The sequence below is a fragment of the Oceanisphaera submarina genome, from assembly GCF_046521305.1.
Classification (GTDB): Bacteria; Pseudomonadota; Gammaproteobacteria; order Enterobacterales; family Aeromonadaceae; genus Oceanimonas; species Oceanimonas submarina.
In genome coordinates, this window is sequence record NZ_JBKGFN010000005.1 from 70,810 (window position 1) to 96,366 (window position 25,557).

Annotated in this window: 25 protein-coding genes; 18 read left to right on the forward strand and 7 right to left on the reverse strand. The window is 60.5% G+C overall.

The window, feature by feature from the left end; all coding sequences use genetic code 11:
- Window positions 1-141: 141 nt before the first annotated feature.
- The 6 genes from ACLEIV_RS06875 to ACLEIV_RS06900 all read left to right on the forward strand — a co-directional run bounded on the left by ACLEIV_RS06875 (window position 142) and on the right by ACLEIV_RS06900 (window position 6,242).
- Window positions 142-621, forward strand: coding sequence for a DoxX family protein (locus ACLEIV_RS06875; protein ID WP_410455908.1), 480 nt, complete (start codon window positions 142-144; stop codon window positions 619-621).
- Window positions 622-672: 51 nt separating this feature from the next.
- The gene (locus ACLEIV_RS06880) at window positions 673-1,488 is read left to right on the forward strand and encodes a DODA-type extradiol aromatic ring-opening family dioxygenase (protein ID WP_410455909.1); all 816 of its coding nucleotides are present in this window, start codon (window positions 673-675) and stop codon (window positions 1,486-1,488) included.
- Window positions 1,489-1,809: 321 nt separating this feature from the next.
- Window positions 1,810-2,439: a guanylate kinase gene (gene gmk, locus ACLEIV_RS06885; RefSeq protein WP_410455910.1), complete on the forward strand. Its 630-nt coding sequence runs from the start codon at window positions 1,810-1,812 to the stop codon at window positions 2,437-2,439.
- A gap of 49 nt (window positions 2,440-2,488) precedes the next feature.
- Window positions 2,489-2,764 (forward strand): DNA-directed RNA polymerase subunit omega, encoded by a 276-nt coding sequence (gene rpoZ, locus ACLEIV_RS06890; protein WP_410455911.1) that lies wholly within the window; start codon window positions 2,489-2,491, stop codon window positions 2,762-2,764.
- 100 nt (window positions 2,765-2,864) lie between these two features.
- Window positions 2,865-4,982, forward strand: coding sequence for a bifunctional GTP diphosphokinase/guanosine-3',5'-bis pyrophosphate 3'-pyrophosphohydrolase (spoT, locus tag ACLEIV_RS06895; RefSeq protein ID WP_410455912.1), 2,118 nt, complete (start codon window positions 2,865-2,867; stop codon window positions 4,980-4,982).
- A 219-nt stretch (window positions 4,983-5,201) separates the two neighbouring features.
- Window positions 5,202-6,242, forward strand: a complete 1,041-nt coding sequence (locus tag ACLEIV_RS06900) for an alpha/beta fold hydrolase (RefSeq protein ID WP_410455913.1) — start codon at window positions 5,202-5,204, stop codon at window positions 6,240-6,242.
- A gap of 28 nt (window positions 6,243-6,270) precedes the next feature.
- Here the strand turns inward: ACLEIV_RS06900 and ACLEIV_RS06905 are convergent, their stop codons facing one another.
- Window positions 6,271-6,717 (reverse strand): EVE domain-containing protein, encoded by a 447-nt coding sequence (locus tag ACLEIV_RS06905; RefSeq protein ID WP_410455914.1) that lies wholly within the window; start codon window positions 6,715-6,717, stop codon window positions 6,271-6,273.
- 112 nt (window positions 6,718-6,829) lie between these two features.
- Between ACLEIV_RS06905 and ACLEIV_RS06910 the strand changes: the two genes are divergently transcribed.
- The 3 genes from ACLEIV_RS06910 to murQ are packed head-to-tail and all read left to right on the forward strand — an operon-like array spanning window position 6,830 to window position 9,050.
- Complete coding sequence (locus ACLEIV_RS06910) at window positions 6,830-7,009, forward strand: hypothetical protein (protein ID WP_410455915.1); 180 nt, start codon at window positions 6,830-6,832, stop codon at window positions 7,007-7,009.
- A gap of 2 nt (window positions 7,010-7,011) precedes the next feature.
- The gene (locus ACLEIV_RS06915; RefSeq protein WP_410455916.1) at window positions 7,012-8,103 is read left to right on the forward strand and encodes an anhydro-N-acetylmuramic acid kinase; all 1,092 of its coding nucleotides are present in this window, start codon (window positions 7,012-7,014) and stop codon (window positions 8,101-8,103) included.
- A gap of 26 nt (window positions 8,104-8,129) precedes the next feature.
- Window positions 8,130-9,050 (forward strand): N-acetylmuramic acid 6-phosphate etherase, encoded by a 921-nt coding sequence (gene murQ, locus ACLEIV_RS06920; protein WP_410455917.1) that lies wholly within the window; start codon window positions 8,130-8,132, stop codon window positions 9,048-9,050.
- 21 nt (window positions 9,051-9,071) lie between these two features.
- Here the strand turns inward: murQ and ACLEIV_RS06925 are convergent, their stop codons facing one another.
- Window positions 9,072-9,395: a hypothetical protein gene (locus tag ACLEIV_RS06925; RefSeq protein ID WP_410455918.1), complete on the reverse strand. Its 324-nt coding sequence runs from the start codon at window positions 9,393-9,395 to the stop codon at window positions 9,072-9,074.
- Window positions 9,396-9,626: 231 nt separating this feature from the next.
- Here ACLEIV_RS06925 and ACLEIV_RS06930 point away from each other — a divergent pair, with 231 nt between their 5' ends.
- Window positions 9,627-10,502, forward strand: coding sequence for an aldo/keto reductase (locus ACLEIV_RS06930; protein WP_410455919.1), 876 nt, complete (start codon window positions 9,627-9,629; stop codon window positions 10,500-10,502).
- A gap of 384 nt (window positions 10,503-10,886) precedes the next feature.
- The gene (trpB, locus tag ACLEIV_RS06935) at window positions 10,887-12,086 is read left to right on the forward strand and encodes a tryptophan synthase subunit beta (protein ID WP_477529384.1); all 1,200 of its coding nucleotides are present in this window, start codon (window positions 10,887-10,889) and stop codon (window positions 12,084-12,086) included.
- 30 nt (window positions 12,087-12,116) lie between these two features.
- Here the strand turns inward: trpB and ACLEIV_RS06940 are convergent, their stop codons facing one another.
- Complete coding sequence (locus tag ACLEIV_RS06940; RefSeq protein WP_410455920.1) at window positions 12,117-13,289, reverse strand: BaiN/RdsA family NAD(P)/FAD-dependent oxidoreductase; 1,173 nt, start codon at window positions 13,287-13,289, stop codon at window positions 12,117-12,119.
- 97 nt (window positions 13,290-13,386) lie between these two features.
- Between ACLEIV_RS06940 and ACLEIV_RS06945 the strand changes: the two genes are divergently transcribed.
- The 3 genes from ACLEIV_RS06945 to ACLEIV_RS06955 all read left to right on the forward strand — a co-directional run bounded on the left by ACLEIV_RS06945 (window position 13,387) and on the right by ACLEIV_RS06955 (window position 15,989).
- Complete coding sequence (locus tag ACLEIV_RS06945; protein ID WP_410455921.1) at window positions 13,387-14,559, forward strand: methyltransferase; 1,173 nt, start codon at window positions 13,387-13,389, stop codon at window positions 14,557-14,559.
- Between the two features lie 56 nt (window positions 14,560-14,615).
- On the forward strand, window positions 14,616-15,413 hold the full coding sequence (locus ACLEIV_RS06950) for an ion transporter (protein WP_410455922.1): 798 nt from the start codon (window positions 14,616-14,618) through the stop codon (window positions 15,411-15,413).
- A 135-nt stretch (window positions 15,414-15,548) separates the two neighbouring features.
- Window positions 15,549-15,989, forward strand: coding sequence for a universal stress protein (locus ACLEIV_RS06955; RefSeq protein WP_410455923.1), 441 nt, complete (start codon window positions 15,549-15,551; stop codon window positions 15,987-15,989).
- A 3-nt stretch (window positions 15,990-15,992) separates the two neighbouring features.
- Here the strand turns inward: ACLEIV_RS06955 and ACLEIV_RS06960 are convergent, their stop codons facing one another.
- Window positions 15,993-16,916 carry a LysR family transcriptional regulator gene (locus tag ACLEIV_RS06960; RefSeq protein WP_410455924.1) on the reverse strand — a complete coding sequence of 308 codons (924 nt, stop codon included), beginning with the start codon at window positions 16,914-16,916 and terminating at the stop codon, window positions 15,993-15,995.
- A 465-nt stretch (window positions 16,917-17,381) separates the two neighbouring features.
- Between ACLEIV_RS06960 and ACLEIV_RS06965 the strand changes: the two genes are divergently transcribed.
- The 4 genes from ACLEIV_RS06965 (at window position 17,382) to ACLEIV_RS06980 (ending at window position 22,507) form a co-directional block, all read left to right on the forward strand.
- Entirely contained in the window at window positions 17,382-18,245 is an 864-nt protein-coding gene (locus ACLEIV_RS06965) for a carboxylate/amino acid/amine transporter (RefSeq protein WP_410455925.1), read from the forward strand.
- Window positions 18,246-18,350: 105 nt separating this feature from the next.
- Window positions 18,351-19,325 carry an acrylyl-CoA reductase (NADPH) gene (gene acuI, locus ACLEIV_RS06970; protein WP_410455926.1) on the forward strand — a complete coding sequence of 325 codons (975 nt, stop codon included), beginning with the start codon at window positions 18,351-18,353 and terminating at the stop codon, window positions 19,323-19,325.
- 206 nt (window positions 19,326-19,531) lie between these two features.
- A complete protein-coding gene (locus tag ACLEIV_RS06975; protein WP_410455927.1) occupies window positions 19,532-20,530 on the forward strand; it encodes a CobW family GTP-binding protein in 999 nt (332 codons plus the stop codon).
- A gap of 63 nt (window positions 20,531-20,593) precedes the next feature.
- Window positions 20,594-22,507, forward strand: a complete 1,914-nt coding sequence (locus ACLEIV_RS06980; RefSeq protein WP_410455928.1) for a methyl-accepting chemotaxis protein — start codon at window positions 20,594-20,596, stop codon at window positions 22,505-22,507.
- 4 nt (window positions 22,508-22,511) lie between these two features.
- On the opposite strand, the gene ACLEIV_RS06985 is transcribed toward ACLEIV_RS06980, so the two are convergent.
- The 3 genes from ACLEIV_RS06985 to ACLEIV_RS06995 all read right to left on the reverse strand — a co-directional run bounded on the left by ACLEIV_RS06985 (window position 22,512) and on the right by ACLEIV_RS06995 (window position 25,501).
- Window positions 22,512-23,387, reverse strand: coding sequence for an MBL fold metallo-hydrolase (locus ACLEIV_RS06985; protein WP_410455929.1), 876 nt, complete (start codon window positions 23,385-23,387; stop codon window positions 22,512-22,514).
- 70 nt (window positions 23,388-23,457) lie between these two features.
- Window positions 23,458-24,216, reverse strand: coding sequence for a class I SAM-dependent methyltransferase (locus ACLEIV_RS06990; RefSeq protein WP_410455930.1), 759 nt, complete (start codon window positions 24,214-24,216; stop codon window positions 23,458-23,460).
- Entirely contained in the window at window positions 24,185-25,501 is a 1,317-nt protein-coding gene (locus ACLEIV_RS06995) for a putative bifunctional diguanylate cyclase/phosphodiesterase (RefSeq protein ID WP_410456034.1), read from the reverse strand. The genes ACLEIV_RS06990 and ACLEIV_RS06995 overlap by 32 nt, the downstream gene beginning before the upstream one ends.
- Between the last annotated feature and the right edge of the window lie 56 nt (window positions 25,502-25,557).

The following is a 25,557-nucleotide window of genomic DNA, read 5'->3' on the forward strand; positions in this document are numbered from 1 at the left end:
AAAGGCCCATTATCAACAAATCATTACCAATCAAGCAACGTGTATCGACTTAATGCCTCTCGAAGATGGGAGTAAAGTGTATTCATGCCTGAAACGCGGCTAGCCGCCCACACAACGACACCAAAACACGAGGATACCACCATGAAAACTCCCTTTACCCATACCCTGTTTGGCTCCACCGGCGGTTATGCCGCCCTCGCCCTGCGCGTACCGGTTGGCCTGATACTGGCGGCCCACGGCGCCCAGAAGTTGTTCGGCTGGTTCGGCGGCTACGGCCTGGAAGGTACCGGACAGTGGATGGCCAGCATAGGCCTGGCACCCGGTTACCTGATGGCGCTGCTGGCCGGCAGCGCCGAATTCTTTGGCGGCCTGGCTCTGTTGCTGGGGCTGTTGACGCGCCCGGCGGCCCTGGTCTCGGCCGCGACCATGCTGGTGGCCATTTTCGCTGTCCATATCGACAATGGCCTATTCATGTCCAACAACGGCTACGAATACGCCCTGACCCTGTTTGCCGCCACCCTGGCCCTGGCGATTCAGGGAGCGGGCAGGTTCGCCCTGGATAATCTGCTACTGGCGCGTCTGAGCAAACCTCAGTCTGCCCCTCTCCAGACAATCGACTGAGCCACCCCGGTCCCGGCCACCCTACCCCGCTTTAACCCTGTGAGCATTGTCATGAAGCAGACTCCCGATATCTTCTTTCTTTCCCACGGCGGCGGCCCGCTGCCGCTGCTGGGTGATCCGGGCCACCAGGAAATGGTGACCCGCCTGCAGGCCATGGCCGGCAGACTGAGCCGCCCCTCCGCCATTCTGGTCATCAGCGCCCACTGGGAAGAAACCGTACCCACCATCACCGCCGGCGCCCATCCCGCGCTAATCTACGATTACTACGGTTTTCCGCCCGAATCCTACGAAATCCAGTACCCCTGCCCGGGCGAACCCGTCCTGGCCCGGCAGGTACAGCAGTCATTGACGAACGCCGGCATCAGGGCCCGCCTGGATGAACAACGCGGTTTCGATCACGGTGTCTTTGTGCCCCTCAAGCTGATGTACCCGGAAGCGAATATCCCCTGCGTGCAGCTGTCGCTGGTCAAGGATCTCGACGCCGCCAATCATCTGGCCATCGGTCAGGCCCTCCGGGCACTGAACCATGACACACTGCTGGTGATCGGCTCCGGGTTCTCGTTTCACAACATGAAGGCCTTCTTTACTCCCGGTACACCGGAGATCCAGGCCAAGAACCAGGCCTTCGAAGACTGGCTGGAAGAAACCTGCGCCAGCCCGGACCTCAACGAGACCGAACGCAGCCGCCGCCTGCGCGAGTGGGAAACCGCGCCCCATGCCCGCTTCTGCCACCCGCGGGAAGAGCATCTGCTACCGCTGCATGTATGTTACGGCATGGCCGGGCACGCCTGCGACGAGCACATTGCGGCGACCATATTGGGCAGACGGTCCGGCATGTTCTACTGGTCCGGCAAAGACGCCGGTTGAGTCCGGGTGGGTGCATCAGCAAGGCACCGGACAACGGCATCTCGTTCAGGGATAAGGGTGTCGTCATCGCCTGGCATACTGAATAATAACTCGGTTTTTACGATGTTTTTATCAGGTAAAAACTGATAGAGCCGAAGCTTCCGGCTGATCATAATGCAATTTGCGTGGAGGGCACTTCCGCAGCAAGCTATAGTTACCTTTGACTGGTCGTTGTATTTACAGCGGCCATTTTTTTATCTGCCGTCTTCTGGTAAGCTTTGCCGCCCTTGGTTCCAGCCCCATGCTCGGCGCTGGCAGATACCCCCGAACGGGCACGACATTATGGCGCACATCGGTACCTTATTTATTATTTCTTCCCCCAGCGGCGCAGGCAAATCCAGTCTGATCCAGGCGCTGTTGGAACGTCCCAGCGCCGACGGCAAGCTGCAGGTTTCCGTTTCGCACACCACCAGAGCCATGCGCCCGGGTGAAGTTGACGGCGTTCATTATCACTTTGTGGACCAGCCTCAGTTCAAGACGCTGATCGACCGCGGTGCCTTCTACGAGTGGGCCGAGGTGTTCGGCAACTACTACGGCACCTCTCGCGAGTGGATTGATGAGCAGTTGGCGAAAGGTATCGATATTCTGCTGGATATCGACTGGCAGGGCGCCCGCCAGATCCGCGCTCAGTCACCCAGCGCCAAATCCATCTTTATTCTGCCGCCGAGCCGGACAGAGCTGGAACGCCGGCTGAACGCCCGTCAGCAGGACAGCGCCGAGGTCATCAAGAGCCGTATGGACAAGGCGATATCGGAAATGTCCCACTACGACGAATACGACTATCTGCTGGTCAACGACCATTTCGACCATGCGTTGAACCAGCTCAGCTCCATTATCGAAGCCGAGCGTGCCAACAGTGGCAAGCAGGCGATACGTTTCCAGGACTTGCTTTCCGGACTACTGGCGGAATAAGCTAAGATCCATTAGAATTTTGCACCTTTTTTAATCATTGGAGTCCATTATGGCACGCGTTACTGTTGAAGATGCTGTTGAGCAGGTAGGCAACCGTTTTGATCTGGTTCTGGTTGCTTCCCGTCGCGCCCGCCAACTGGCCACCCAGGGCAAGGATCCGCTGGTCCCGGTAGAAAACGACAAGCCAACCGTGGTGGCCCTGCGAGAAATCGAACAAGGCCTGGTTAACCATGCGGTGATGGATGTACAGGATCGCCAGGAACAGCAGGAAATGGAAGCCGCCGAACTGGCTGCCGTTGCCGCCATCGCCGAAGGCCGCATCTAAACCCGGTGTGTGCTCCGGCTTGTGCCGGCCGGCCCGTTCCTGTCTGAGCGGGCCTTACCTCTGAATTGCGTATAAACGGCATCGACTGTCGGGGTATCACTTGTATCTATTTGAATCTCTCAAGGAGCTTGCCACCAGTTATCTGCCGGCTGAGCAGGTAGAGCAACTCAAGGTCGCCTATGTAGTGGCTCGGGACGCCCATCAGGGGCAGACCCGCTCCAGCGGCGAACCCTATATCACCCATCCGGTGGCGGTGGCTCGTATTCTGGGAGAGATGCACCTCGATCACGAAACCCTGATGGCCGCCTTGCTGCACGACGTCATCGAAGATACCCCTGTCACCAAAACCATGCTCGAACAGCAGTTCGGCACGGCGGTAGCCGAACTGGTGGAAGGCGTATCCAAGCTCGACAAGCTCAAGTTTCGAGATCGCAAGGAAGCCCAGACCGAAAATTTCCGCAAGATGGTCCTGGCCATGACCCAGGATATCCGGGTCATACTGATCAAACTGGCCGACCGCACCCACAATATGCGTACCCTGGGCGCCCTGCGCCCGGACAAACGTCGCCGCATCGCCCGGGAAACCCTCGAAATTCATGCCCCCATCGCCAACCGCCTGGGTATTCACAGCATCAAGAACGAGCTGGAAGAGCTGGGGCTGGAGGCCCTTTACCCCATGCGCACCCGGGTGCTGCGCGAATCGGTGCGCCGGGCCAGAGGCAACCGGCGCGAGATCATCCAGTCGATTTTGGAAGAGGTCAGCGGCCGGCTCGACGACTCCCGCATCGAAGCCCAGGTCAAGGGGCGGGAAAAGAACCTGTTCTCCATCTACAACAAGATGGTGAAGAAAGAGCTGCAGTTCCATGAAGTGATGGATATCTACGCCTTTCGGGTGATAGTGAAAGACATCGATACCTGCTATCGGGTGCTGGGCCAGATGCACACCCTGTACAAGCCGCGTCCGGGCCGCTTCAAGGACTATATCGCCATTCCCAAGACCAACGGGTATCAGTCGCTGCATACCTCCTTGGTGGGACCGCACGGCGTACCGGTCGAGGTGCAGATCCGCACCGAATACATGGATCAGATGGCCGACAAAGGAGTGGCCGCTCACTGGGCCTACAAGCAGGACAGCGAACGTTCCGACACCACGGCTCAGGTGCGGGCCCAGCGCTGGATGCAAAGCCTGCTCGAGCTGCAGCAGAGCGCCGGCTCTTCGTTCGAATTTATCGAAGGGGTCAAAACCGATCTGTTCCCGGATGAAATCTATGTGTTCACCCCGGAAGGCCGCATTCTGGAGTTACCCTCGGGCGCGACCCCGGTCGACTTCGCCTATGCGGTGCACACCGACATCGGCCATGCCTGCGTCGGTTCCCGGGTCGATCGTCAACCGTTTCCGCTCAGCCAGCCGCTGCACTCGGGGCAGACCATAGAAATCATCACGGCACCCAGCGCCCGCCCCAATGCGGCCTGGCTCAACTTCGTGGTCACCTCGCGTGCGCGCACCAAGATCCGCCAGTTTCTCAAGAACCTGCGCACCGAAGAGTCGGTGCTGCTGGGCAAACGCTTGCTCAACCATGCCCTGGGTGCCAAGAATCTGGACGACATACCACCCGAGCGGATCGAACAGGTACTGAAAGACACCAAGCATGGTTCGATCAACAATCTGCTGGCGGATATCGGGCTGGGTAATGCCATGAGCGTGGTGATGGCTCGCCGCCTGCTGAGCAAGCCGGACGAGATGCCGGCAGAACGCTCCAGGACCATGAAGAAGATGCCCATTCGCGGCGCCGACGACATGCTGCTCAACTTCGCCAACTGCTGTCGCCCCATTCCCGGCGACCCTATCGTCGCCCATATCAGCCCCGGCCGTGGCCTGGTGGTCCATCTGGAGTCATGCAAGAACATCCGTGGCTACAGCAAGGAACCGGACAAGTACCTGCCGGTGCAGTGGGACATGGAGCAGGACTTCGATTTCGAGTTCAAGACCGAAATCGGTATCGAGATCATCAATCACCAGGGCGCCCTGGCCGAGCTGGCCAATGTGATCGCCGCCACCGGCGCCAACATTCACAGCATCGCCACCGAAGAAAAAGATGGCCGGGTTTACGTGGTCGAGTTGCTGATCACCACCAAGAGTCGGATTCATCTGGCCAACATTATGCGCAAGATCCGGGTTACCCCCAACGTGCTCAAGGTCTATCGGCTACGGAAGTAAATGCCGCAGGCCGTACGTAAAGGACTACAGACCCCCCATTTTCTGTAGGCCCCGTGTCAACGGGGAGTTTCCACGGCCGATGGCTGGGTCTCCCGAATGAATTCGGGCCCACCAGATCAAACGGTGTTTTGTCCTCACGTCCGGCATTGTGTAATCCCCCGTCCTTTCACGCTACACTGCTACTCATCTTGTCCAATAACGAACCGCCCGGAGCCCTTTATGCTCGCTCGCCTGTTCCTGATCGGGATTTTCCTGCTTATGAATACCGCCATCGCCGCTCCCCGTCTGACCACCGAAGCCGAACTCGGCGATCTGAGTCAATCCGGGCTGGATGCTTTCTGGCAACAACAGGCGGAACAGGGCCACTTCAGCGGCGCCGATGGCCTGAAATTACCCTATGCCAGCCTGAGCCGCCCCGAGCACCAAAAAACCATAGTTCTGGTCAACGGCCGTACCGAGAGCTATCTCAAGTATCAGGAACTGGCCTACGACCTGTTCAACAACGGTTATAACGTCTATCTCTACGATCATCGCGGTCAGGGCCTGGCGCCCCGGCTGCTGCAGGATCCGCTGATGGGCTACGTGGCAGACTTTGACGATTACGTGCAGGATCTCGAACAGTTTATGCAGCAGGTGGTGTTACTGGAGCCGGTGAACAGCCTCTATCTGCTGTCCCACTCCATGGGTGGCACCATATCGGCACTCTGGCTGAGCGAAACCCAGGTCCGGCTGCAGGCGGCGACGCTGTCGTCGCCCATGATGGGCATTTACCTCGGGCCCATGCCGCGCTGGCTGGTCGACGGCCTGCTCGGCGCGCTCGATACCGGTTGTCACTGGCTGGGCCGCGAGGGCTGCTACGCTCCCGGTCAGGGCGGTGGCTATATGGAAGTGCCCTTCAAAGACAACGATCTGACCCACAGTGAAGTGCGTTACCGGCTGTTTCGCGATCTGTACCGGCAAAAGCCCGAATTACAGCTGGGCGGTGCCAGCCTGCACTGGCTGCAACAGTCGCTTGAAGCCGGCGACAACGCCATCGCCAGGGCAAGCCGCATCACCACTCCCTTGCTGGTGTTGCAGGCCGGTAACGATGTAGTGGTGGACAATCGAGCCCAGAATCGCTTCTGCCAGGCCCTTGCCCATTGCCAGGGCGGGGCACCAAAGGTCATCAAGAAGGCATCCCACGAGCTGTTTATCGAACGGGATCGTCAGCGCCAGCAGGCCCTGGAAGCCGCGTTGGCATTCTTTGAACTGTACCCCTGAGGCGCGCTACCACTCATATCATCGCCACTTACTCCATAGCAAGTATGGCCTGCCATTCTGCCTCGCTCACCGGCATTACCGACAGCCGGCAGCCCTTCTGCACCAACGGCAGCCCGCTTAACGCCGGATTGGCCTTGAGCGCAGCCAGCGGCAACAAAGGCAGTTTACGTTCAAAAGCAAGCTCCACCGCATACCAGCGGGGGGCGGCCGGGTCAGATTTGGGATCGAAGTAGGGGCTGTCCGGATCGAAAGCAAACGGATCGGGAAAACCGGCACGCTCTACCTTGCCGATACCGGCGATGCCGACCTGTTTGCAACTGGAATGATAAATGAAGACCCGGTCCCCCACCTGCACCTGATCACGCAGGAAGTTGCGGGCCTGATAGTTACGCACCCCTTCCCACAGGGTGTTGGCCCGCGCCAAATCGTCGATGGCAAAGGCATCGGGCTCGGTCTTAAACAGCCAGTAGGCCATGGTATCCCCTCGTTATTTATTTTGTGGTGCCAGGCTGGCAGCCGCCGGCCGGCTATGGCAACCTTGTTTGACCGCACATGATACATAGTCACTTTGCACGGAGAAATACACGATGTACAAACCCTGGTGGCTTGCCCTGACACTCTTGCTGACCGCCTGTGGCGGCACCCCCGAGATGCCGGCGCCCTTACCCGATCCCGTGCCGAAGGCGGAATCCGCGCCACAGCCCTTCGAGAATGAAGTGATCAGCGTACCGGTCAGCCCGGTGCAAACCGTGCCAAGCGACTGGTAAGCATGGAAAAGTACATCGGCATCATGTCCGGCACCAGCCTGGACGGCATCGACGCCGTGCTGGTCGCCACCGACGGCGAGCGGGTCACCCTGCTGGCTCGCACCAGCAGCGCCTTCGAACCCACCCTGCGCCGGCGACTGCTGGAGCTGGCCGGGGGCGGTGCCGTCACGGCACGAGAATGGGGCGAGCTGGACGCCGAACTGGGCCAGGCCTATGCCGCCGTCACCATGCAATTGCTGCACGAGTCGGGTCACAGCGCCGGGCAAATCCGTGCCATCGGCTGTCATGGTCAGACCGTCTGGCATCAGCCCGCCGGGCCCCTGCCGTTCTCGCTGCAACTGGGCGACAGTAACCGGCTGGCGGCCGACACCGGCATCATCGCCATCAACGACTTTCGCCGCAAAGACATGGTGCTGGGTGGTCAGGGCGCCCCTCTGGTGCCCGCCTTTCATCAGCGGGTGCTGGGCGGCGTTAACCATGTTCGTATTCTGGTCAATATCGGCGGTATCGCCAACATCACGGTACTGGCACCGGACCAGCCGGTGCTGGGCTTTGACGTGGGCCCCGGCAACATGCTGATGGATATCTGGACTCGCCGCCACCTCGGCCAGCCTTACGACAAAGACGCCGCCTTTGGCTTACAGGGCAAGGTCGACGCGACTCTGCTGGCCAGCCTGATGGCCGAACCCTGGCTGGCCCTGCCCGCCCCCAAGAGTACCGGCCGGGAGCTGTTCAGCGAAGGCTGGCTGGATGCCCGACTGCCGGATGACCTACATCCTGCCGACGTGCAGGCGACCCTGGCCGAGTTTACCGTCACCGCCATCGCCAACGAAGTCGACAAGTGGCCGGCGGGCGAGCTGCTGGTCTGTGGCGGCGGCGGTCATAATCCGCTGCTGATGCGGCGCCTGGCGGCCCAACTGCCCGGCTGGCGGGTCGACACCAGCAACAGCGCCGGCGTAGACATGGACGCCATGGAAGCCATGGCCTTTGCCTGGCTGGCCCACCAGACGATGCACGGCATGGCCGGAAACCTGCCGGACGTCACCGGCGCCCGTCGCCCCGCCATTCTGGGCGCCATTCATCTGCCCGGCTGACACCTTGCCCTGATACGGAGAATTTTATGGACACCAAAGATCTGCTCAAGAGTCTGGCCAGGCTCACCTCCGAGGGCCGCAATCCCGACACCCAACACATCGACCGGCAATCGACGCTGGAGATACTGGCTACCATCAACACCCAGGACAAACAGGTACCGGAAGCGGTGGCACAGGTGCTGCCCGCCATCGCCGCCGCCGTGGATATCATAGTGGCGGCCTTTCGTCGCGGTGGCCGGCTGATTTATACGGGGGCCGGCACCAGCGGCCGCCTGGGGGTACTGGATGCATCGGAGTGCCCTCCCACCTTCAGCGTGCCCGAGGGCATGGTCGTAGGGCTGATCGCCGGTGGCCCTCAGGCCATGTTCCGCGCCCAGGAGGGGGCAGAAGACAGTGCCGAGCAGGGGGCCCGGGATCTGCAAAATATCCAATTGAGTGTGGATGATGTGGTGGTGGGCATTGCCGCCAGCGGCCGCACCCCCTATGTGCTGGGCAGCCTGCATTACGCCCGCCAGCTGGGCGCGACTACGGTGGCGCTGGCCTGTAATGGCGGCTCGCTCATCGGTCAGGCCGCCGACATCGCCATCGAACCCGAGGTCGGCCCCGAGGTGATCACCGGCTCGACCCGGCTCAAGTCAGGTACGGCTCAGAAGCTGGTGCTCAACATGCTGACCACCGCCAGCATGATCCGTCTCGGCAAGGTCTATCAGAACCTGATGGTGGACTTGAACGCCAGCAACCTGAAGCTGCAGGCCCGGGCCCAGCGCATCGTGATGCAGGCCACCGAGGTGGACGAGGAGGCTGCCGCCCTGGCGCTGCAGCAGGCGGACAACGAGGTCAAACTGGCGATACTGATGCTGCTCTCGGGTCTCGACAAGGCCGAGGCCCGCGCCCGCCTGGAGCAACATCAGGGCATTCTGGGCAACGCCGTGCCACGTGATGGGTGAATAATCAGGGGGCCTGCCCCCTTACGACTCCTGGTCTTCGGCCAGTCGGGAGCGCAGTTTTTCTTCCCGGCGTCGATACCAGCCGGCCTTGAACGCCGTCCACCAGCCCTGAGACAATTCACCGCCATGGGCTTCCAGTATGGCGATAACCCGATCCAGGGTCAGGACGGCGGCATCATAGTCGATGTCCAGCCACTGTTTGCGCACAACGACCTTGGCCACACCGGGCTCGGCGTCAAACACCTCGGCCAGCAGCTCTATCTGCAGCTGGTTGAGATGATCGAGCTTCAGGTGCCGTCTGACCAGTACCACCTCGACCGGCCCTTCGCTGTGTAATGTGCTCATACGCTCCTTCCTCCCGATACTATCGCCCATGGCGACAGCCCGACTTGAGCCCGGGGTAACGGTTAATCGCCCCCCCCCCTGCAACACCGTCTAGATCTTGGTTCCTGTCTACCAAGACCGAGTCAAACGCAAGCCGAGTTCAAAAGCAAGTACCAGAACGTTGCAAAGCCCCTCCTGCTGGTTCACCATAATACGGAAACCACTTCCAAAAATAATTATCGAGAGGTCATCATGGACGCCGCTCTTACCCTCAAGGCCACCGCCACCCAGCCCGCCGTTACCCTGCCCGCCATCGGTCAGGGCTCCTGGTACATGGGGGAAGGCCTGGCCCCCCGCCGCGACGAAGTACGCGCCCTGCAGCAGGGGCTGGATCTGGGCCTGGCGCTTGTAGATACCGCCGAGATGTACGCCGACGGCGGCGCCGAAGAAGTGGTGGGCGAGGCGTTAAAGGGTCGCCGGGAGCAGGCGTTTCTGGTGTCCAAGGTATATCCGTGGAATGCGGGCAAGCGCAGTGCGATCACCGCCTGCGAAGACAGTCTGCAGCGACTGGGCACCGACTATCTGGATATGTATCTGCTGCACTGGCCCGGCAGCATACCACTGGAAGAAACCCTCGCAGCCTTCGAGCAACTGCAGGCCGACGGCAAGATAAAACGCTTCGGGGTGTCCAACTTCGATATCGACGAACTGCAGCAATGGCATGACTTGAGTGGCGACGAAAGCGCCGTCAACCAGGTATTGTATCATCTGGGTTCTCGTGGCATAGAGCACTCTCTGCGCCCCTGGCAACGACAGCGGCAGATGCCGGTGATGGCCTACTGCCCGCTGGCGCAGGGTGGCCGCCTGCGCCGGGAACTGTTCGCTCATCCCGAGCTGCAGACCCTCGCCGCCGAGCTCAGGGTAACCGTGGCCCAACTGCTGCTGGCCTGGACCGTTCGCCCGGTCGCCGGCCGGCGCGATGTGATCGCCATCCCCAAGGCGGTACAGCCGGAGCACGTACGCCAGAATGCCGAGGCCCTGAGCATCCATCTGACCGACGAGGCGCTGGCCCGACTGGACGCCGCCTTCCCGGCACCGGCCCGCAGGACGCCGCTGGATATCGTATAGCCCCCTAGGGTACGCTCCCATTTCGTCGCTCCCCAGCGGTCGGTAATCAAGGCAGCAGGTACAACGCATAGTGGTGCTATGGGTCAGCTGCTAACGCAAAGTACCGGCTGCTGGGAGCCGACCCCAAGGGCTGTCTCTGTGGCTCCGTATTGCCGCGTTGCTTACCGTTGATTTGGACCCCCGAATGCACTGTGTGCGCCTTGCCCTACTGAGCCACAATGACGGCGCAACAGATGTGCAAGATCGGAACACACCCTAGCCCCGGAGCGGCCGGGGCGGCTTTTCACTCGACCAGTGGCTAATGGATTCGGCCTTTGACCACTGCTATGCTGCCCTTTCCTCTTCAGTGGCCATTCCGGCCCGTTGACCGCATAAGGAAGCAGTGTGGACTACCAGCAAAACATGCCCGATGCCGAGGGCTATTTCGGTGAATTCGGCGGTGCCGAGATCCCCCCCGAACTCCAGCAGGCCATGGACGACATCAGTCAGGCCTATCACGACATCTGCCAGCGCGAGGATTTTCGGCAGGAGCTGCAACGGCTGCTGACCCATTTCGTGGGCCGGCCCAGCCCGGTGTATCACTGCGAGCGCCTGAGCGAACAGCTGGGCGGCGCGCAGATTTACCTGAAGCGGGAAGATCTCAACCATACCGGCGCCCACAAGATCAACCACTGCCTGGGCGAGGCCCTGCTGGCCCGTTTTATGGGCAAGAAAAAGGTGATCGCCGAAACCGGCGCCGGCCAGCACGGCGTGGCCCTGGCCACCTCCTGTGCCCTGGTGGGCATTCCCTGTGAAATTCACATGGGTCAGGTAGACATCGAAAAAGAGCATCCCAACGTGATGCGCATGAAGATTTTGGGCTGTACCCTGGTGCCGGTCACCCGCGGCACCGCCACCCTGAAAGACGCCGTGGACAGCGCCTTTGAGGAATACCTGAAAAACCCCACCGACTATATCTACGCCATCGGCTCTGTGGTGGGTCCTCACCCTTTCCCCATGATGGTGCGGGATTTTCAGAAGGTGATCGGCCAGGAAGCCCGGGGCCAGATACAAGCGCTGACCGGTGAGCTGCCGGACGTGATCATGGCCTGCGTGGGTGGCGGCTCCAATGCCATGGGGCTGTTCGACGCCTTCCTCAACGACGACTCGGTGCGCATCATGGGCGTGGAGCCCGGTGGAAAAGGCCTCGACACCCCGGATCATGCCGCCACCATGACTCTGGGCACCCCGGGCGTGATCCACGGCTTCCGCTGCCATGTGCTACAGGATGCCGCCGGCGAGCCGCTGCCGGTACACTCCATCGCCTCCGGCCTGGACTACCCGGGCGTGGGGCCCCAGCACAGCTACCTGAAGGAAATGGGCCGGGTGGAATACACCAGCATCACCGACGAGGAATGCCTGGATGCCTTTATGACTCTGTCCCGTACCGAGGGGATTATTCCGGCGTTGGAAAGCGCCCACGCCGTGGCCCAGGCCATCAAGCTGGCGCCGACCCTGGACCAGGACAAGGTGATCCTGGTCAACCTCAGCGGCCGTGGCGACAAGGATCTGGACTTCGTCTGCCGCAAACTGGGGCTGAGTTAAGCCTGAAAGGGCCGGTGAGCGCCGGCCCGATCACACCACCTGGCCGGCGCTCCAGCCGGCGCTCCAGGCCCACTGGAAATTGTAGCCCCCGAGCCAGCCGGTCACGTCCACCACCTCGCCGATAAAGTAGAGGTTGGGAACCTTGTTGGCCATCATGGTCTTGGACGACAGCTCGTCGGTGTCGACCCCACCCAGGGTTACCTCGGCGGTGCGGTAGCCTTCGGTGCCGCCGGGCTTCAGCGGCCAGGCGGACAGCAACTGTTCGATGATCGCCAGCTCTTTCGGGACATACTGCTTGAGCGGCTTGTTGGTGATCTTTTCCCGCTCCAGCAGAATTTCTACCAGCCGTTTGGGCAGGTAACGACTCAACCAGGTTTTCAGCTCCTGATTGGGGCTGTCGAGCACGCCCTCGGCCAGACGACCGGCCGGCAACAGCTCGAAGTGCACCTGCTCGCCGGCTTGCCAGTAAGACGAAATCTGCAGCACAGAAGGGCCGGACACCCCCCTGTGAGTAAACAGCATGCTTTCGGCAAAGCGGGTACCGTCTTCACTTTCGGCCACCACCGGCAGGGAAACGCCGGCCAGCGGTTCCAGAGTTTCCTTGTCTTCCGGCTGCAGGGTAAAGGGCACCAGACCGGCGCGAGTGGGCAGCACCTTGAGTCCGAACTGCTCCGCCAGCTTGTAACCGAAGGGCGAGGCGCCAATCTTGGGCATCGACAGGCCGCCGCTGGCCACCACCAACGACTGGCAGCTGTCTTCCTGACCGGCTGCCGCCACCATAAAGCCGTCACCCAGTCGATCGACGTCGAGGATCTCCGCGCGCAGGCGAATGGTCACACCGGCGCCTTCGCATTCCTTGACCAGCATATCGACGATCTCCTGTGCCGAGTCGTCACAGAACAGCTGTCCCAGGGTTTTTTCGTGATAGGCGATGCCATGCTTTTCCACCAGGGCGATGAAGTCCCACTGGGTGTAGCGGGCCAGGGCCGACTTGACGAAGTGCGGGTTACCACACAGATAGGCCGACGGCTCCACGAAGTAGTTGGTGAAGTTGCAGCGTCCTCCGCCCGACATCAGGATTTTGCGACCGATGCGCTTGCCGTGATCCAGCAGCAGCACCCGGCGGCCCCGCTTGCCCGCTTCGGCGGCACACATCAGGCCGGCGGCACCGGCACCGATCACAATTACATCCCAGGCTTTCATCGCACTCCACACTCTCGATAACATCAAAGGCGCTATTCTAGCGGCCACGCCGCCGCTCGGCTATGCCGAGACCGGCGACAGGGTTATAATCCGGGCCATGAGCGACTTCGCCGAACCATTCCGACAACTAAGCACCCTGCTGCACCGTACCCGCGGTGACTGGCAGCACACCCCCTTCGCCTGCCGCGAACTACCCTGGCCCGAACTCGCACCGGTACTGATGCCGCTGGATGAAGCCCAACTCGATGCCCTGGACGAAGATGACGCCGCCGCCCTGGCGTTTTTTGCGCCGCTGCGACCCGACACCGTCGCCGCCCATCACTATCGGCTGCCCGAACTGAAGCGCTCAACCGACTACGCCACACCCCGCTGGAGCAACGGCATTCCCGGGCGGAAATGGGCGCAGATCAAGGATTTTGCCGCCAATATATCGGCAGAACACCCGATACTGGAATGGTGTGCCGGCAAGGGCCATCTCGGCCGCCTGCTGGCACAACAGGGAATGCCCTCGGTCACCAGCCTGGAATGGAATGCCGATTTGTGCCGGCAGGGGGAGCAGGTTGCCGGGCAGCTAAAGCTCGACCATCACTTTGTCTGTGCCGATGCCCTGAGTGCCGACGCGGCTCGTTTGTTTCGGCCCGGACAAGAGGCACTGGCGCTACATGCCTGCGGCGAGCTGCACCTGCGTTTTCTGCGCCATGCCGCCGCCGCCGGTACGCATCGCCTGGCCCTGTCACCCTGCTGTTATCACCTGATTGACGGCGACCATTATCGGCCATTGTCGACCGCCGGTCGGCAGCGGGATCTGCATCTGGACCGTCAAAGCCTGCGGCTACCGCTGCAACAACAGGTGACCGGCGGTGAGCGAGTGCGCCGCCTGCGTCATGTAGAGCTGAGCTGGCGGCTGGCCTTCGACGAGCTGCAGCAACAGCTGACCGGCAATGCCCGCTATCTGCCGCTGCCTTCTTTTCCCAAACAACTGCTGAGCGGTGATTTTGCCGACTTTGCGCGCTGGGCCTGCGAGCAGAAATCATTGCCCGTTCCGGACGGTATCGACAGCGAGCACTGGCTGAAGCTCGCCGACGCGCGCCGCCTGCTGGTGAAACGCATCGAGCTGGTGCGTCACCGTTACCGCTATCTGCTCGAACTGTGGCTGTTGCTGGACCGGGCGGTGTATCTCGAAGAGCAGGGTTATCACGTTAGCCTCGGCACCTTTACCGCCGAGAGCAATACACCGCGCCGCTATCTGCTGCTGGCCAGCCGGAGCTGACGGCACATCCGTGGCCACCCTTGGAGCCATGATCTTGAAAACGGACAGGAGAGCCCGTGAAAACATCCTTACGCGTCATTCCCCCCAGCGCCTTCGAACTGGTGATGATGGTCTTGTCCATTATCTCTTTGATCACCATAGTGTTGCACCAGTTTGGCCCCTTCAATCAAACGGAAAAAGAGCTGCTGCTGAATATCGATACCGGTATCTGCCTGGTGCTGCTCAGCCATTTTTTCTATGGCCTCTTTACCGCCCGCAACAAGAAGCGTTTTCTGAGTACCCACTGGATCGACTTTATCGCCTCCATTCCGGCGATAGACATATTGCGCTATGGCCGGATTTTTCAGGTATTGCGGGTACTGCGGATGCTGCGGGTGGCGAATCAGGTGATTCGCCACCTGTTGAAGAACAGCGAAAGCACTGTGCTGGCGTCCATGCTCTTGATCCTGATGGTGGTGGTGAGCGGCAGCGCCATTGCCATATTGATGACCGAGGCCGGTAACCCCGGTTCCAATATCAACACCGCCGAAGATGCCATCTGGTGGGCCCTGGTCACCATCTCTACCGTGGGCTACGGCGACTACTACCCGGTCACCACCTCGGGTCGCCTTATTTCGGCGATCGTGATTTTTACCGGAGTGTCGCTGTTTGCCGGTATCTCGGGTCTGGTGGCATCTACCCTGCTGACACCGAAAGGCGAGCAGCAGCAAGATGCGAACAAACAGCAAGGTGCCAACGAAAAACAGAACCAGCGGGAAGTAAAAAACCAACTGTCCACGCTGCAGCAAGAAGTGTCTTCTCTGCGCGAAGAAATCGGCTTGCTCAGGGCCTTGCTGCAAAACCGGGAACAATAGCGCCACGCGTCAAGCGACGGTTCTGCTTGTCTCCCGGTCAACATCTGTCCTATGCTGCGAGGGGCGTGATATTGCCATCCAGCTCACGGTTTATCTGCTAATGGATTGATAGACTTGTAAAAAAGGAGAGATGCCATGACAGAACCCTATCAGTATCAACACATACTGGCGGCGGTCGACATGACCGAAAAAAATCGCAAGGTCATCGCCAAGGCGGTGGACAGGGCCAAGGCCAACAAGGCCAAACTATCCGTCATTCATGTGGACGTGGATCTCAAGGATCTCTACACCGAAATGATCGACATCGATATCGACAATATCCAGGATCAGGTGGTGGCCGACGCCAAGCAACGGCTGGAAGAATACCTGGCCGATATCGACTATCCGATCGAGAAAAAGCTGGTTATCTGCGGCGATCTGGCGCTGAAAGTGAACGAAGCTGTCGAACAGCACCAGGTCGATCTGTTGGTCTGTGGTCACGAGCAAAGCTTCTGGAGCCTGCTCACTTCTTCTGCCCGCCAGCTGATGAACACGGTCCCCTGCGACATGCTGGTGGTCCCCCTGCCCAAAAACTGATGTTCAGGGCGACTGGCGCAGCCGGTCGCCTACCTCCCCCAACAATTGACGAAGCCAGATCAACGCCGGGTCAAACTCGGTCAGCGGATGCTGCGCCAACACATAGGTACTGCGCAAAGACTCGCTCAGTCGATGTTGCTGCAGCGGATAATAATGACAGAAATCCCGGGCAATCAGCTCCGGCACCATGGCCAGATAACGGCCGGTGGCCAGCAGCTTGGGCAAGGCCTCGAAGCTCGGCACCCAGACTGCGATATGCCGCTCCAGTCCCTTTTTCCTCAGCCAGCTTTCAATCAGGGTCTGATTGTGACCCCAGGTCGAGGTGGAGATGTGGCTCCAGCCGATCAGCTGCTCGGCAGAAATCCGGTCCGACAGTCCGCTGCCTTCGGCCGACAGGCACATCATGGGGTTGTCGAACCAGGGGGCAACCAGCAGCCGGGGTGAAAGATGGTCGCCATCGGCAAAGGCCACCACCAGATCCAGGCCGCCGCGTGACAGGCTGTCTTCGTAGTCGGAATGCACCAGCTCGGTCACCGCCAGTCGACAGCCCGGCGCCCGTTGATGCAGCAGTTCCACCAGCTGAGGCACCACTCCATGCTCGATGGAAGACGGCACCGCCAGCCGAAAGGTGCGCCGCGACGAGGACGGATCAAATCCCGCCGACTGACGCACCCCCTGTTCCAGCAGCATCAGCGCCTGCCGAACCGGCGCCGCCAGCGCCCGGGCCCTGTGGGTGGGCCTCATTTCCTTGCGGGTCATCACGAACAGGGGATCGTCCAGCGTCTGACGCAACCGGGCCAGGGCATGACTGACCGTAGACTGGGACAGATTCAGCTGCTCTGCGGCCCGGGTGACGCTGCGGCTTTGCATCAGTACATCGAACACCCGCAACAGGTTCAGATCCAGACGTTGATACAGGTTATCCATCGATATTCACCATAGGTTTATGATGATAATTCATTTTTGACATAGCTGATCTGACCATAGAATGGCGCCCACAAACAAGTTTATCGTCGGCGTGGTGAAGTATTTCATCCGACAGTCGGGTCAAACAAGGTTCTGGGCATGGTGGCATCATGGGGGGTACTACCTGTCTATCGTCGCTGACGGATTATTCGAGGTAATTCGGCAAGCGACGCTACAAACGGAATGTTCAAGACCTGACGGCGTAGGTAATCACGCTGACAACCTATTACGGGCAAGGGCCCAACAGTTCTGCGTGTGGTGTTAAACCACCTTGTTTAGGGACGTCATGCTCTCCTTTATGACAAACCTGATATTGGTCCCGGGCCGGTGCATTGCGCCGGCTTTTTTTATGGGCCCCATTCTGGATTACGCCTGCGCTTTACGCCATCATGACGCCCCGTCTTGACCAATGTCGAAGTTTTCACCATGTCTTATCTGGTATCCGTTACCCTGTTGTGGGCCTTCTCTTTCAGCCTGATCGGCGTCTATCTGGCCGGTAGTGTCGATAGCTACTTTTCGGTACTCAGCCGCATTCTGATGGCAACCCTGCTGTTCATGCCACTGATGTCCTGGCGCCAGCCACCGCGGCTGGCCCTGGGGCTGATGGCCTGTGGCGCCCTGCAGCTGGGCCTCATGTATCTGTTTTACTACCAGTCGTTTCTGCTGCTGACGGTGCCGGAAGTCCTGATCTTTACCGTGCTGACCCCTATCTACGTCACCCTGATCTACGATCTGCTGCACCGCCGCTTCAACCCCGGTTACCTGCTGACCGCCACCCTGGCGGTCGTGGGTGCCCTGGTAATCCGCTTCGATGGTATCACCGACCGCTATCTGCTCGGTTTTGCGGTGGTACAAGGTGCCAACCTCTGCTTTGCCCTGGGTCAGGTCGGCTACAAGGTACTGATGGAGCGCTATCCCACCCATACTCCCCAACATCGGCTGTTCGGCTATTTCTATCTTGGCGCGCTGGCGGTAGTGGTGCCTGCCTGGCTGTTGCTGGGAAGCGACAAGTATCCGACCACCAACCTGCAATGGGGCATACTGCTGTGGCTGGGTTTCGGCGCCTCCGGTCTGGGGTATTTCCTGTGGAACAAGGGCGCGACCCTGGTCAATGCCGGCGCCCTTGCCATCATGAACAACGCCCTGGTGCCCGCCGGCCTGCTGGTCAACCTGCTGATCTGGAACCGGGATGCCGACCTGCTGCGGCTCGGCCTGGGCGGACTCATACTCATCGCCTCGCTCTGGCTCAACGAAGCCTGGATCAAGCCCGCCACCATAGCCCGGGCCTGATGACGCCGGGCTCACAAAATCGACATTTGCTGCTTTTCCGGCATGGCTTTCCGTCCCAGTCTCCTTACACTGGATGACAGGAAACCGTGCCAGGAGAAAAAAGAGATGTTCAAAGCTCTGCTACTAGAAGAATCAGGTAAAAACACCCACGCCAGCCTGCAGCGACTCAACGAAACTCAGCTCACCACCGGTGACGTGCTGGTCAAGGTGGACTATTCCACCCTCAACTACAAAGACGCCCTGGCCATCACCGGCAAGGGCAAGATAGTGCGCCAGTGGCCCATGGTGCCCGGTATCGACTACGCTGGTACCGTGCTGGCCTCTGATCATCCGGACCACCGTATCGGCGACGAGGTCATCCTCACCGGCTGGGGTGTGGGTGAGCAACACTGGGGCGGCCTGGCGGAAAAAGCCTGCGCCAAGGGTGACTGGCTGATCCCCCTGCCTGCCGGCATGAGCCCCAAGCGCGCCATGGCCATCGGCACCGCCGGCTTTACCGCCATGCTCAGCCTGATGGCACTGGAACACGCCGGCATCAAGCCGGAACAGGGCCCCATTCTGGTCACCGGTGCCACCGGGGGGGTGGGCTCGGTAGCGGTACGACTGCTGGCCAAGGCCGGTTTCGAGGTGCATGCGGCTACCGGTCGCCCCCAGCATGCCGACTGGCTGCGCGAACTTGGCGCCAGCGAGATTGTGGACCGCGCCGACCTCGACAAAGAGCCGGCGGCACTGGAGTCCCAGCATTGGGCCGGCGCCATCGACTCGGTTGGCGGTCGCACCCTGGCCAGGATCCTCAGCCAGACCAAGATGGACGGTGCCGTCGCCGCCTGCGGCCTGGCCGGTGGCGTGGCTCTCAACACCACCGTCATGCCCTTTATCCTGCGCGGTGTGCAGCTTATCGGTATCAACTCTGTATATATGGCCAAGGAAAAACGCATCGAAGCCTGGCAGCGTCTGCAGAAAAGTCTGCCGCTGGACTTTGAGGATCAGGCCCAGGAATTTACCCTGGAGCAGAGCATACAAGTCGCCCAGGACATGCTGGCCGGCAAGCTCAAGGGTCGGGTAGTGATTCAGCCTTAAACCGCTGACTCGCCCGCCGGCGCTCTGTTGCTGTCGGCGGGCTTTCTTCGTCTTATACCAACCGCATTTATAAGTTGAGCCCATGCATTTCCGTATTCATGCCGAACGAAGGGCCCGTATCTGCACACATCCGCTTTAGAGATCCCGCTTTTTCTTCCTCACCAACATGTTATAAGATAACAAAATCATTCTCTGCGGACGGACGTATGACCACTCCCGTTATTACCCACCTCGTCATGGGGTTTCTCGGCACCGGCAAAACCACATTGCTGCGCCACCTGCTGGCCAACAAGCCCGAGCACGAACGCTGGGCCATTCTGGTCAACGAATTCGGGGAGGTCGGCATAGACGGCGCCCTGCTCACCGATCAGGGTGCCATGATCAAGGAAGTACCGGGCGGCTGCCTGTGCTGCGTATCCGGCCTGCCCTTTCAGATTGGGCTCAACGCCCTGTTGCACAAGGCCAAACCGGACCGACTCTTCATCGAACCCAGCGGCCTGGGCCACCCCAGCAGAATTTTAAGCACCCTGACCGCCGAGCATTACCGGGATGTGCTGCAGCTCGGCGCCACCTTCTGCGTGGTGGATCCGCGCCAATGGGCCGACCAACGCTATCAGGAGCACGAGACCTATCGCGATCAGCTGGCGCTGGCCGACATCATGGTGGCCAACAAGACCGAACTCTGCGAGCCGGAGCAACTCGAGGCTCTGCGTCTCAGTATCGACCGACATCAGCCGCCCCAGCAGTTGGTGGTGGTGACTCAGGGGCGACTGGACATTAGCTGGCTGCAACGGCCACACAATGCCGAACGCAGGGCCGCCAGCCCACAGGCCCACGCCAGCAATGCCACCCGCCCGCTGATTGCCGACTCCGGCCCCCGGCTCAGCCGCAGCCAGCCCTGGCGCCGCTACAGCAACCACGGTCAGGATCATTATTCCATTGGCTGGCGTTTTCTCGACGAGGTGTGCTTCGACTTACCGGCGATAGAAAGCTTCTGTCGCGAGCTGAAAGTGGCCCGGCTCAAGGCGGTGTTGCGGGTGAAAGATGGCTGGCGCGCCTTCAACAAGGTGGATGATCAGCTCAGTGTCTACCGCATCGCCCCCCAGAAGGAAGGCCGGTTGGAGTTGATCGATCCCCAGCCGCTGATGGCTCATCCACTGCATAAACAACTGATGCAGACGATAAACTCGCTGCCGTCGTCATAAAAGGGTCACGAAATTGTCTTAATCTGCCGACCACGAATATAAGGACGTATTGGGGTCTGGTTGATGAAAGTGTCGCTGTTTTCGTTATTGTCATCGTTATTGCTGATCGCACTGGCACTGGCGCTGGCCGGAGCCTTCTATGTGGGAGATCAGCGTCTGCAGCAGGGCGAACAGAGCAGGTCCGGGCTGGAGCAGCTGCGCCGTGATGCCAACATCGACTTGTATCGCACCATTTCCGCCTATCTGACCCGGGGCGATACCAGCCAGCTGACCGCAGCCGAACAGCTGCTGCAAACCATGGCCACTACCCTGGCCAGCTATCCCGGCACCGCGCCAGCCCAGGCGGCCGTGAATCGCCTGTACCAACAATTAACCAACGATTTTCGCGCGGCGGGCAAGCTTTCCGGCAACAGCCAGCACCTGCTGCAGCATGCCGAGCAGGAGCTGGCCGACCAGCTCAAGGCCCTGGCACGTTATGCCGACACCGACCATCCCCTGGCCGACCGTTACCAGTCGCTTGCCGCCGAAATGCTGGCCGCCCTGCCCCGTCTGAGCCATCTGCGCCAGAGTTACATCGCGAACGGCACACCGCAGCTGAAAGCGGCACTCGACTTCCAACTGACCGAACTGGCAAAACTGGGGGCACAACTCGAGGCGCTGCCACTGCTCGGCATCTACCGGACACCAGAAGCCGACGAGTTCGCCCTGCGCAAACCCAAACCGGTCGAACAGGGCGAGGCCCCCAGGCGGGAAGTGCTCAGCCTGCTTAACCGTTACCCCAAGGAACTCGCCAACACCAACGAAAACCTGGCTCTAGGGTCTCAGGCTGCCACGGCACTCACCGCCGGTCTGGCCGACATAGAACAGCAACTGGACCAACTGGTACTGCAACAGGAAATCGGCCGTCAGCAAGGCTACCGCCAGCTGACCCTGACACTGCTGGGTCTCTGTGTCGCCTTGCTGTTCTTTGCCCTGCTCAGCTACCTGTTTCAGCGTCAGCTGGTGGTGCGCCGCCTCATTCAGCTGCGCAACGCTTTTCGCCAGCTACTGCAAGACGGCCAGCTCGCCCCCCTGCCCGTGACCCACCCCCACAGCGAACTCGGACAGATTGCCACCAGCTTCAATGGCCTGCTCGATCGACTGCAACGGCAACAGCAGAACCGGGCCGAGCAGCTGCTGCATGTATCCCGGGCGCTGGAGCACATGGTCGAAGAGGTACTGGATATTCAGAATCACGCCCATTGCACCGATCAGACCATGAACGGCGGCGTCGACATGGTCAACGAGCTGAATCATCTGGCTCAACAGATGCGCCAGGCCACGGACGATATCGCCCTCACCGCCCGCGATAACCTACAGGCGATGGGCGTCAGCAGGGAACAGGTAGAGCAGTTGGTGCACACCGCCGGTCAAAGTCAGGCCGCCGCCCTCACCGGCCGGCAGGCACTGACCAGCCTGACCCGCTCGGTAGACGATGCCGCCACCATTATCGGTGTGATCCAGCAGATTGCCGAGCAAACCAATCTGCTGGCGCTCAACGCTGCCATCGAAGCGGCCCGGGCCGGCGAACAGGGCCGCGGCTTTGCGGTGGTCGCCGACGAAGTACGCAAGCTGTCCGGCAACACCCAGGGCTCACTCACCGAAATCGGCAACATCATGGAACGACTGCGGCTGGCCAGCGACGAACTCAACCAGACCATCAGCAAGATGATGGAAGCCGCCGCTGCCCAGCATGACCAGGCCCAGACCCTGATGGCCTTGACAGAGCAGGTAAGAACGACTTCCCAGGCCACTACCTCGATGGCCGAGCAGGGGGCCGGCCACGCAGACAGTCAGGCAGAAGAGCTGGGGCGCTTCATGGGGTTGATGGACGATCTCAAGCAGCAGTCCACCCAGGTATCGGAACGGGCCGGTCAGGTGGTGCAGCGCATCCGCGGTCAGGCCAACACCATCACCGAACTGCTGCAGCAAACCTGAACCACTACAGTCGATTGACAGGGAGTTTCAGGAACACCTTGCCCTGCTCGTCCGCCGGCGGCATCTTCCCGGCACGGATATTGACCTGAATGGCCGGCAGAAGCAGCCGGGGCATGCTCAGGGTGTCGTCCCGCTCATGCCGCATCCGGACAAAACTCGCCTCATCTATGCCATCGCGCACATGAATGTTGTGCCGACGCTGCTCGGCCACGGTGGTGCCATGGCGGTGCTCCCGGCCGGCCTTGGGGTAGTCATGACAGACATGAATGTCGGTGCTTTCCGGCAGCGCCAGCAGGCATTGAACAGATTGATAGAGCCGGCTCGCGCTGCCACCGGGAAAGTCGCAGCGGGCCGTGCCCACATCGGGCATGAAGAGGGTATCCCCCACAAACGCCGCCTGCTCGTTAATCAGGTAGGTCATATCCACCGGCGTATGGCCGGGAGTATGCATCACCCGGATATGCAGCTCACCGACCTCCAGGATGTCGCCGTCGGCAAGCAGGCGATCGAACTGACTGCCGTCGGACAGAAATTCGGGCTCCAGCTCGAATACGTCGCGGAAAATGGCCTGTACTTCGGTGATCCGCTCGCCGATGGCAGTCTTTCCTCCCAGCCGCTGCCGCAAAAAGGACGCCGCCGACAGATGGTCCGCGTGGACGTGGGTTTCCAGAATCCAGGGCACGATCAGTCGCTGCTCATGCACAAAGTCCAGCAGCCGCTGCGCCGACTCGGTACGGGTGCGACCGGAGGCATAGTCGAAGCCCAGCACGGGATCGATCACCACCGCCTGCCCACCCAACCGGTCATACACCACATAACTGAAGGTTTCGCTGTCCGGATTAAGAAACGCCTTTACCAGGGGTGCCTTGTGTTTCGTCATTGCATCTTCCTTTGGTATAGCTGCTCATGAAATCAGCATAATTCAACGAAAGGAATGCGCACGGTCCGGTTTACAGCGCCTGCTTGATATAGAGGTCGAAACGGTTGTTCTTGGTCTCTATCTGGGCCGAGGGTTTGACCTCGTCGAGAAAACCCGCATAGCCGGGCCGCTTCACCACCACCCGCGCCCGGGCCAGTTGCAGCGCCAGTGGCAGCAGGGCGTCGGCGTCTTCGTCCGGGCCGACCAGCGAATGGAACACCCGCATCTCTTTCTTGACCAGCGCCGCCTTCTTCTTGTGCGGAAACATGGGGTCCAGGTACACCACATCCGGCTGCCGCTCTATGTCCGCCAGAGTCTGGCCGAAGGACAACAACCGCAGCCGTTCGCCAATCCAGTCACCGATATCCGGATCCTGCGCCGCCCGGCGCAGGCCGTCGGCCAGCAAGGCGTGTACCACCGGATGGCGCTCGCACAGGGTCACCTCGCAACCCAGCGAGGCCAGCACGAAGGCATCTCGGCCCAGACCGGCGGTGCCGTCCACCACGGTCGGCGTGTGACCGTGCTTGAGCCCCACGGCTCTGGCGATGCTCTGACCACGGCCGCCACCAAACTTGCGCCGGTGCGCCACTGCCCCTTCCGCCAGATCCACATACACACCGCCCAGTTTCGGCTCGTCCAGTTTACGCAGCTCCAACCGCCCTTCGGTCAGCACCAGGGCGAAAGGTGCGGCGGCACTTACCCCCTGCATGGCCAGCGTCAGTCGCTCGGCCTCGCCGATCAGGCTGGCGTCTTCCAGTTCAATCTGCAGCGGGTACTGAATGTCCGGCATAGGATTCCAAAAAAGGTAACAGTTCACGAAGCGCCAGCGGCCTGGCAATCAGATAGCCCTGCAGGTAGTCACAGGGCAGGGCCGCAAGATACTCGGCCTGAGCCCGGCTTTCCACCCCTTCTATCACCACCGACATGCCCAGCTCGCCGATAATACGCAAAATACCTTCCAGCAGCAGCGCATCCCTGTGATTGCCGGGCAGGTGGTCGATAAAGCTCTTGTCGATTTTGACCAGATCGATAGGAAAGGCGCGCAGGTAATTGAGCGACGAATAGCCGGTACCAAAATCATCGATGGCGATGCGGCAACCGGCCTGGCGCAACGCCTGAATCCGCGCCAGGTGCTGTTCGCTACCCTGCATGAACAGCGTTTCGGTGATCTCGAAAATAATATGCCGGGCCGAGAGCCCATGCTGCTCGATCACCGACAGCCATTCGCCGCCGTCCAGCCCCAGACTCTGAAACTCCAGGCTGGAACGATTCACCGCCATCTCCAGCCGATAGCCGGCCCGTTGCAGCCGACACAGGTCGGCACAGGCCCGCTTCAGCACCCAGTCACCCAGCGCCTGTACCATGCCGCACTCCTCCGCCATCGGTACAAATTCCGCCGGTGAAATAGGGCCCAGTGAAGAATGCCGCCAGCGCACCAGCGCTTCCAGCTTGGTGATCCCGCCGCTGACGGTATCGACGATAGGCTGATAATGCAGGCTCAGACCATCATTCTTGATGGCCTCCACCAGCTCATGTCGTAGCAATAAACGGCGGTTTTGGCAGTGCGTAAAGCGACCATCGTACAAGGCCAGCGGCAGCTTCTTCTGCTTGGCCTCAAACAACGCCATTTCTGCCTGCTGTTGCAGGGTTTCCCCATCTGCCACTGTGCCTGACCACAGGGCGATGCCCAGAGTCGCCCCCACATACAGGCGCTGAGACGACAAATACAACGGCCGTCGGAGCGCATTCAGCAAGTGCTGGCCAAAAATGCGGGCCTGGCGAGGCAGCGCTATGCCCGGCACCAGCAGGGCAAACTCATCACTGCCGATACGGGCAATGAAATCCTGTTCACGCAGCCGGCCCTGCAGCTTCACGGCCACCTCACGCAATACCTGGTCACCCACCCTGTGATTCATCGCATTGTTGATCATCTGAAAATGATTCAGATCGAGCACCATCAGCACAAAGGGGTCCCGCCGCTGACAATGGCTTTCCAGGCGATGAATAAAACAGCTTCTGCCGGGCAAGCCGGTCACAACATCGACCGGGGCCCGTTCAAACAACCGGGCCGGCATCGGATACAACGATGCCTCCCCGGTCGTTGGATCCGGGGAGGCATCTGTAGAAAAGG

Excerpts from the sequence above, each read along its gene's own strand:
- ACLEIV_RS06905 (WP_410455914.1), bottom strand. The coding sequence starts at position 6,717 with ATGGCCTACTGGCTGTTTAAGACCGAGCCCGATGCCTTTGCCATCGAC.
- ACLEIV_RS06880 (WP_410455909.1), top strand. The coding sequence starts at position 673 with ATGAAGCAGACTCCCGATATCTTCTTTCTTTCCCACGGCGGCGGCCCG.
- ACLEIV_RS06990 (WP_410455930.1), bottom strand. The coding sequence starts at position 24,216 with ATGCCGGACATTCAGTACCCGCTGCAGATTGAACTGGAAGACGCCAGC.
- gmk (WP_410455910.1), top strand. The coding sequence starts at position 1,810 with ATGGCGCACATCGGTACCTTATTTATTATTTCTTCCCCCAGCGGCGCA.
- ACLEIV_RS06925 (WP_410455918.1), bottom strand. The coding sequence starts at position 9,395 with ATGAGCACATTACACAGCGAAGGGCCGGTCGAGGTGGTACTGGTCAGA.
- acuI (WP_410455926.1), top strand. The coding sequence starts at position 18,351 with ATGTTCAAAGCTCTGCTACTAGAAGAATCAGGTAAAAACACCCACGCC.
- ACLEIV_RS06965 (WP_410455925.1), top strand. The coding sequence starts at position 17,382 with ATGTCTTATCTGGTATCCGTTACCCTGTTGTGGGCCTTCTCTTTCAGC.
- ACLEIV_RS06875 (WP_410455908.1), top strand. The coding sequence starts at position 142 with ATGAAAACTCCCTTTACCCATACCCTGTTTGGCTCCACCGGCGGTTAT.
- ACLEIV_RS06900 (WP_410455913.1), top strand. The coding sequence starts at position 5,202 with ATGCTCGCTCGCCTGTTCCTGATCGGGATTTTCCTGCTTATGAATACC.
- ACLEIV_RS06995 (WP_410456034.1), bottom strand. The coding sequence starts at position 25,501 with ATGCCGGCCCGGTTGTTTGAACGGGCCCCGGTCGATGTTGTGACCGGC.
- ACLEIV_RS06955 (WP_410455923.1), top strand. The coding sequence starts at position 15,549 with ATGACAGAACCCTATCAGTATCAACACATACTGGCGGCGGTCGACATG.
- ACLEIV_RS06960 (WP_410455924.1), bottom strand. The coding sequence starts at position 16,916 with ATGGATAACCTGTATCAACGTCTGGATCTGAACCTGTTGCGGGTGTTC.
- ACLEIV_RS06940 (WP_410455920.1), bottom strand. The coding sequence starts at position 13,289 with ATGAAAGCCTGGGATGTAATTGTGATCGGTGCCGGTGCCGCCGGCCTG.
- murQ (WP_410455917.1), top strand. The coding sequence starts at position 8,130 with ATGGACACCAAAGATCTGCTCAAGAGTCTGGCCAGGCTCACCTCCGAG.
- ACLEIV_RS06985 (WP_410455929.1), bottom strand. The coding sequence starts at position 23,387 with ATGACGAAACACAAGGCACCCCTGGTAAAGGCGTTTCTTAATCCGGAC.
- ACLEIV_RS06975 (WP_410455927.1), top strand. The coding sequence starts at position 19,532 with ATGACCACTCCCGTTATTACCCACCTCGTCATGGGGTTTCTCGGCACC.
- ACLEIV_RS06980 (WP_410455928.1), top strand. The coding sequence starts at position 20,594 with ATGAAAGTGTCGCTGTTTTCGTTATTGTCATCGTTATTGCTGATCGCA.
- ACLEIV_RS06930 (WP_410455919.1), top strand. The coding sequence starts at position 9,627 with ATGGACGCCGCTCTTACCCTCAAGGCCACCGCCACCCAGCCCGCCGTT.
- ACLEIV_RS06945 (WP_410455921.1), top strand. The coding sequence starts at position 13,387 with ATGAGCGACTTCGCCGAACCATTCCGACAACTAAGCACCCTGCTGCAC.
- rpoZ (WP_410455911.1), top strand. The coding sequence starts at position 2,489 with ATGGCACGCGTTACTGTTGAAGATGCTGTTGAGCAGGTAGGCAACCGT.
- ACLEIV_RS06915 (WP_410455916.1), top strand. The coding sequence starts at position 7,012 with ATGGAAAAGTACATCGGCATCATGTCCGGCACCAGCCTGGACGGCATC.
- ACLEIV_RS06910 (WP_410455915.1), top strand. The coding sequence starts at position 6,830 with ATGTACAAACCCTGGTGGCTTGCCCTGACACTCTTGCTGACCGCCTGT.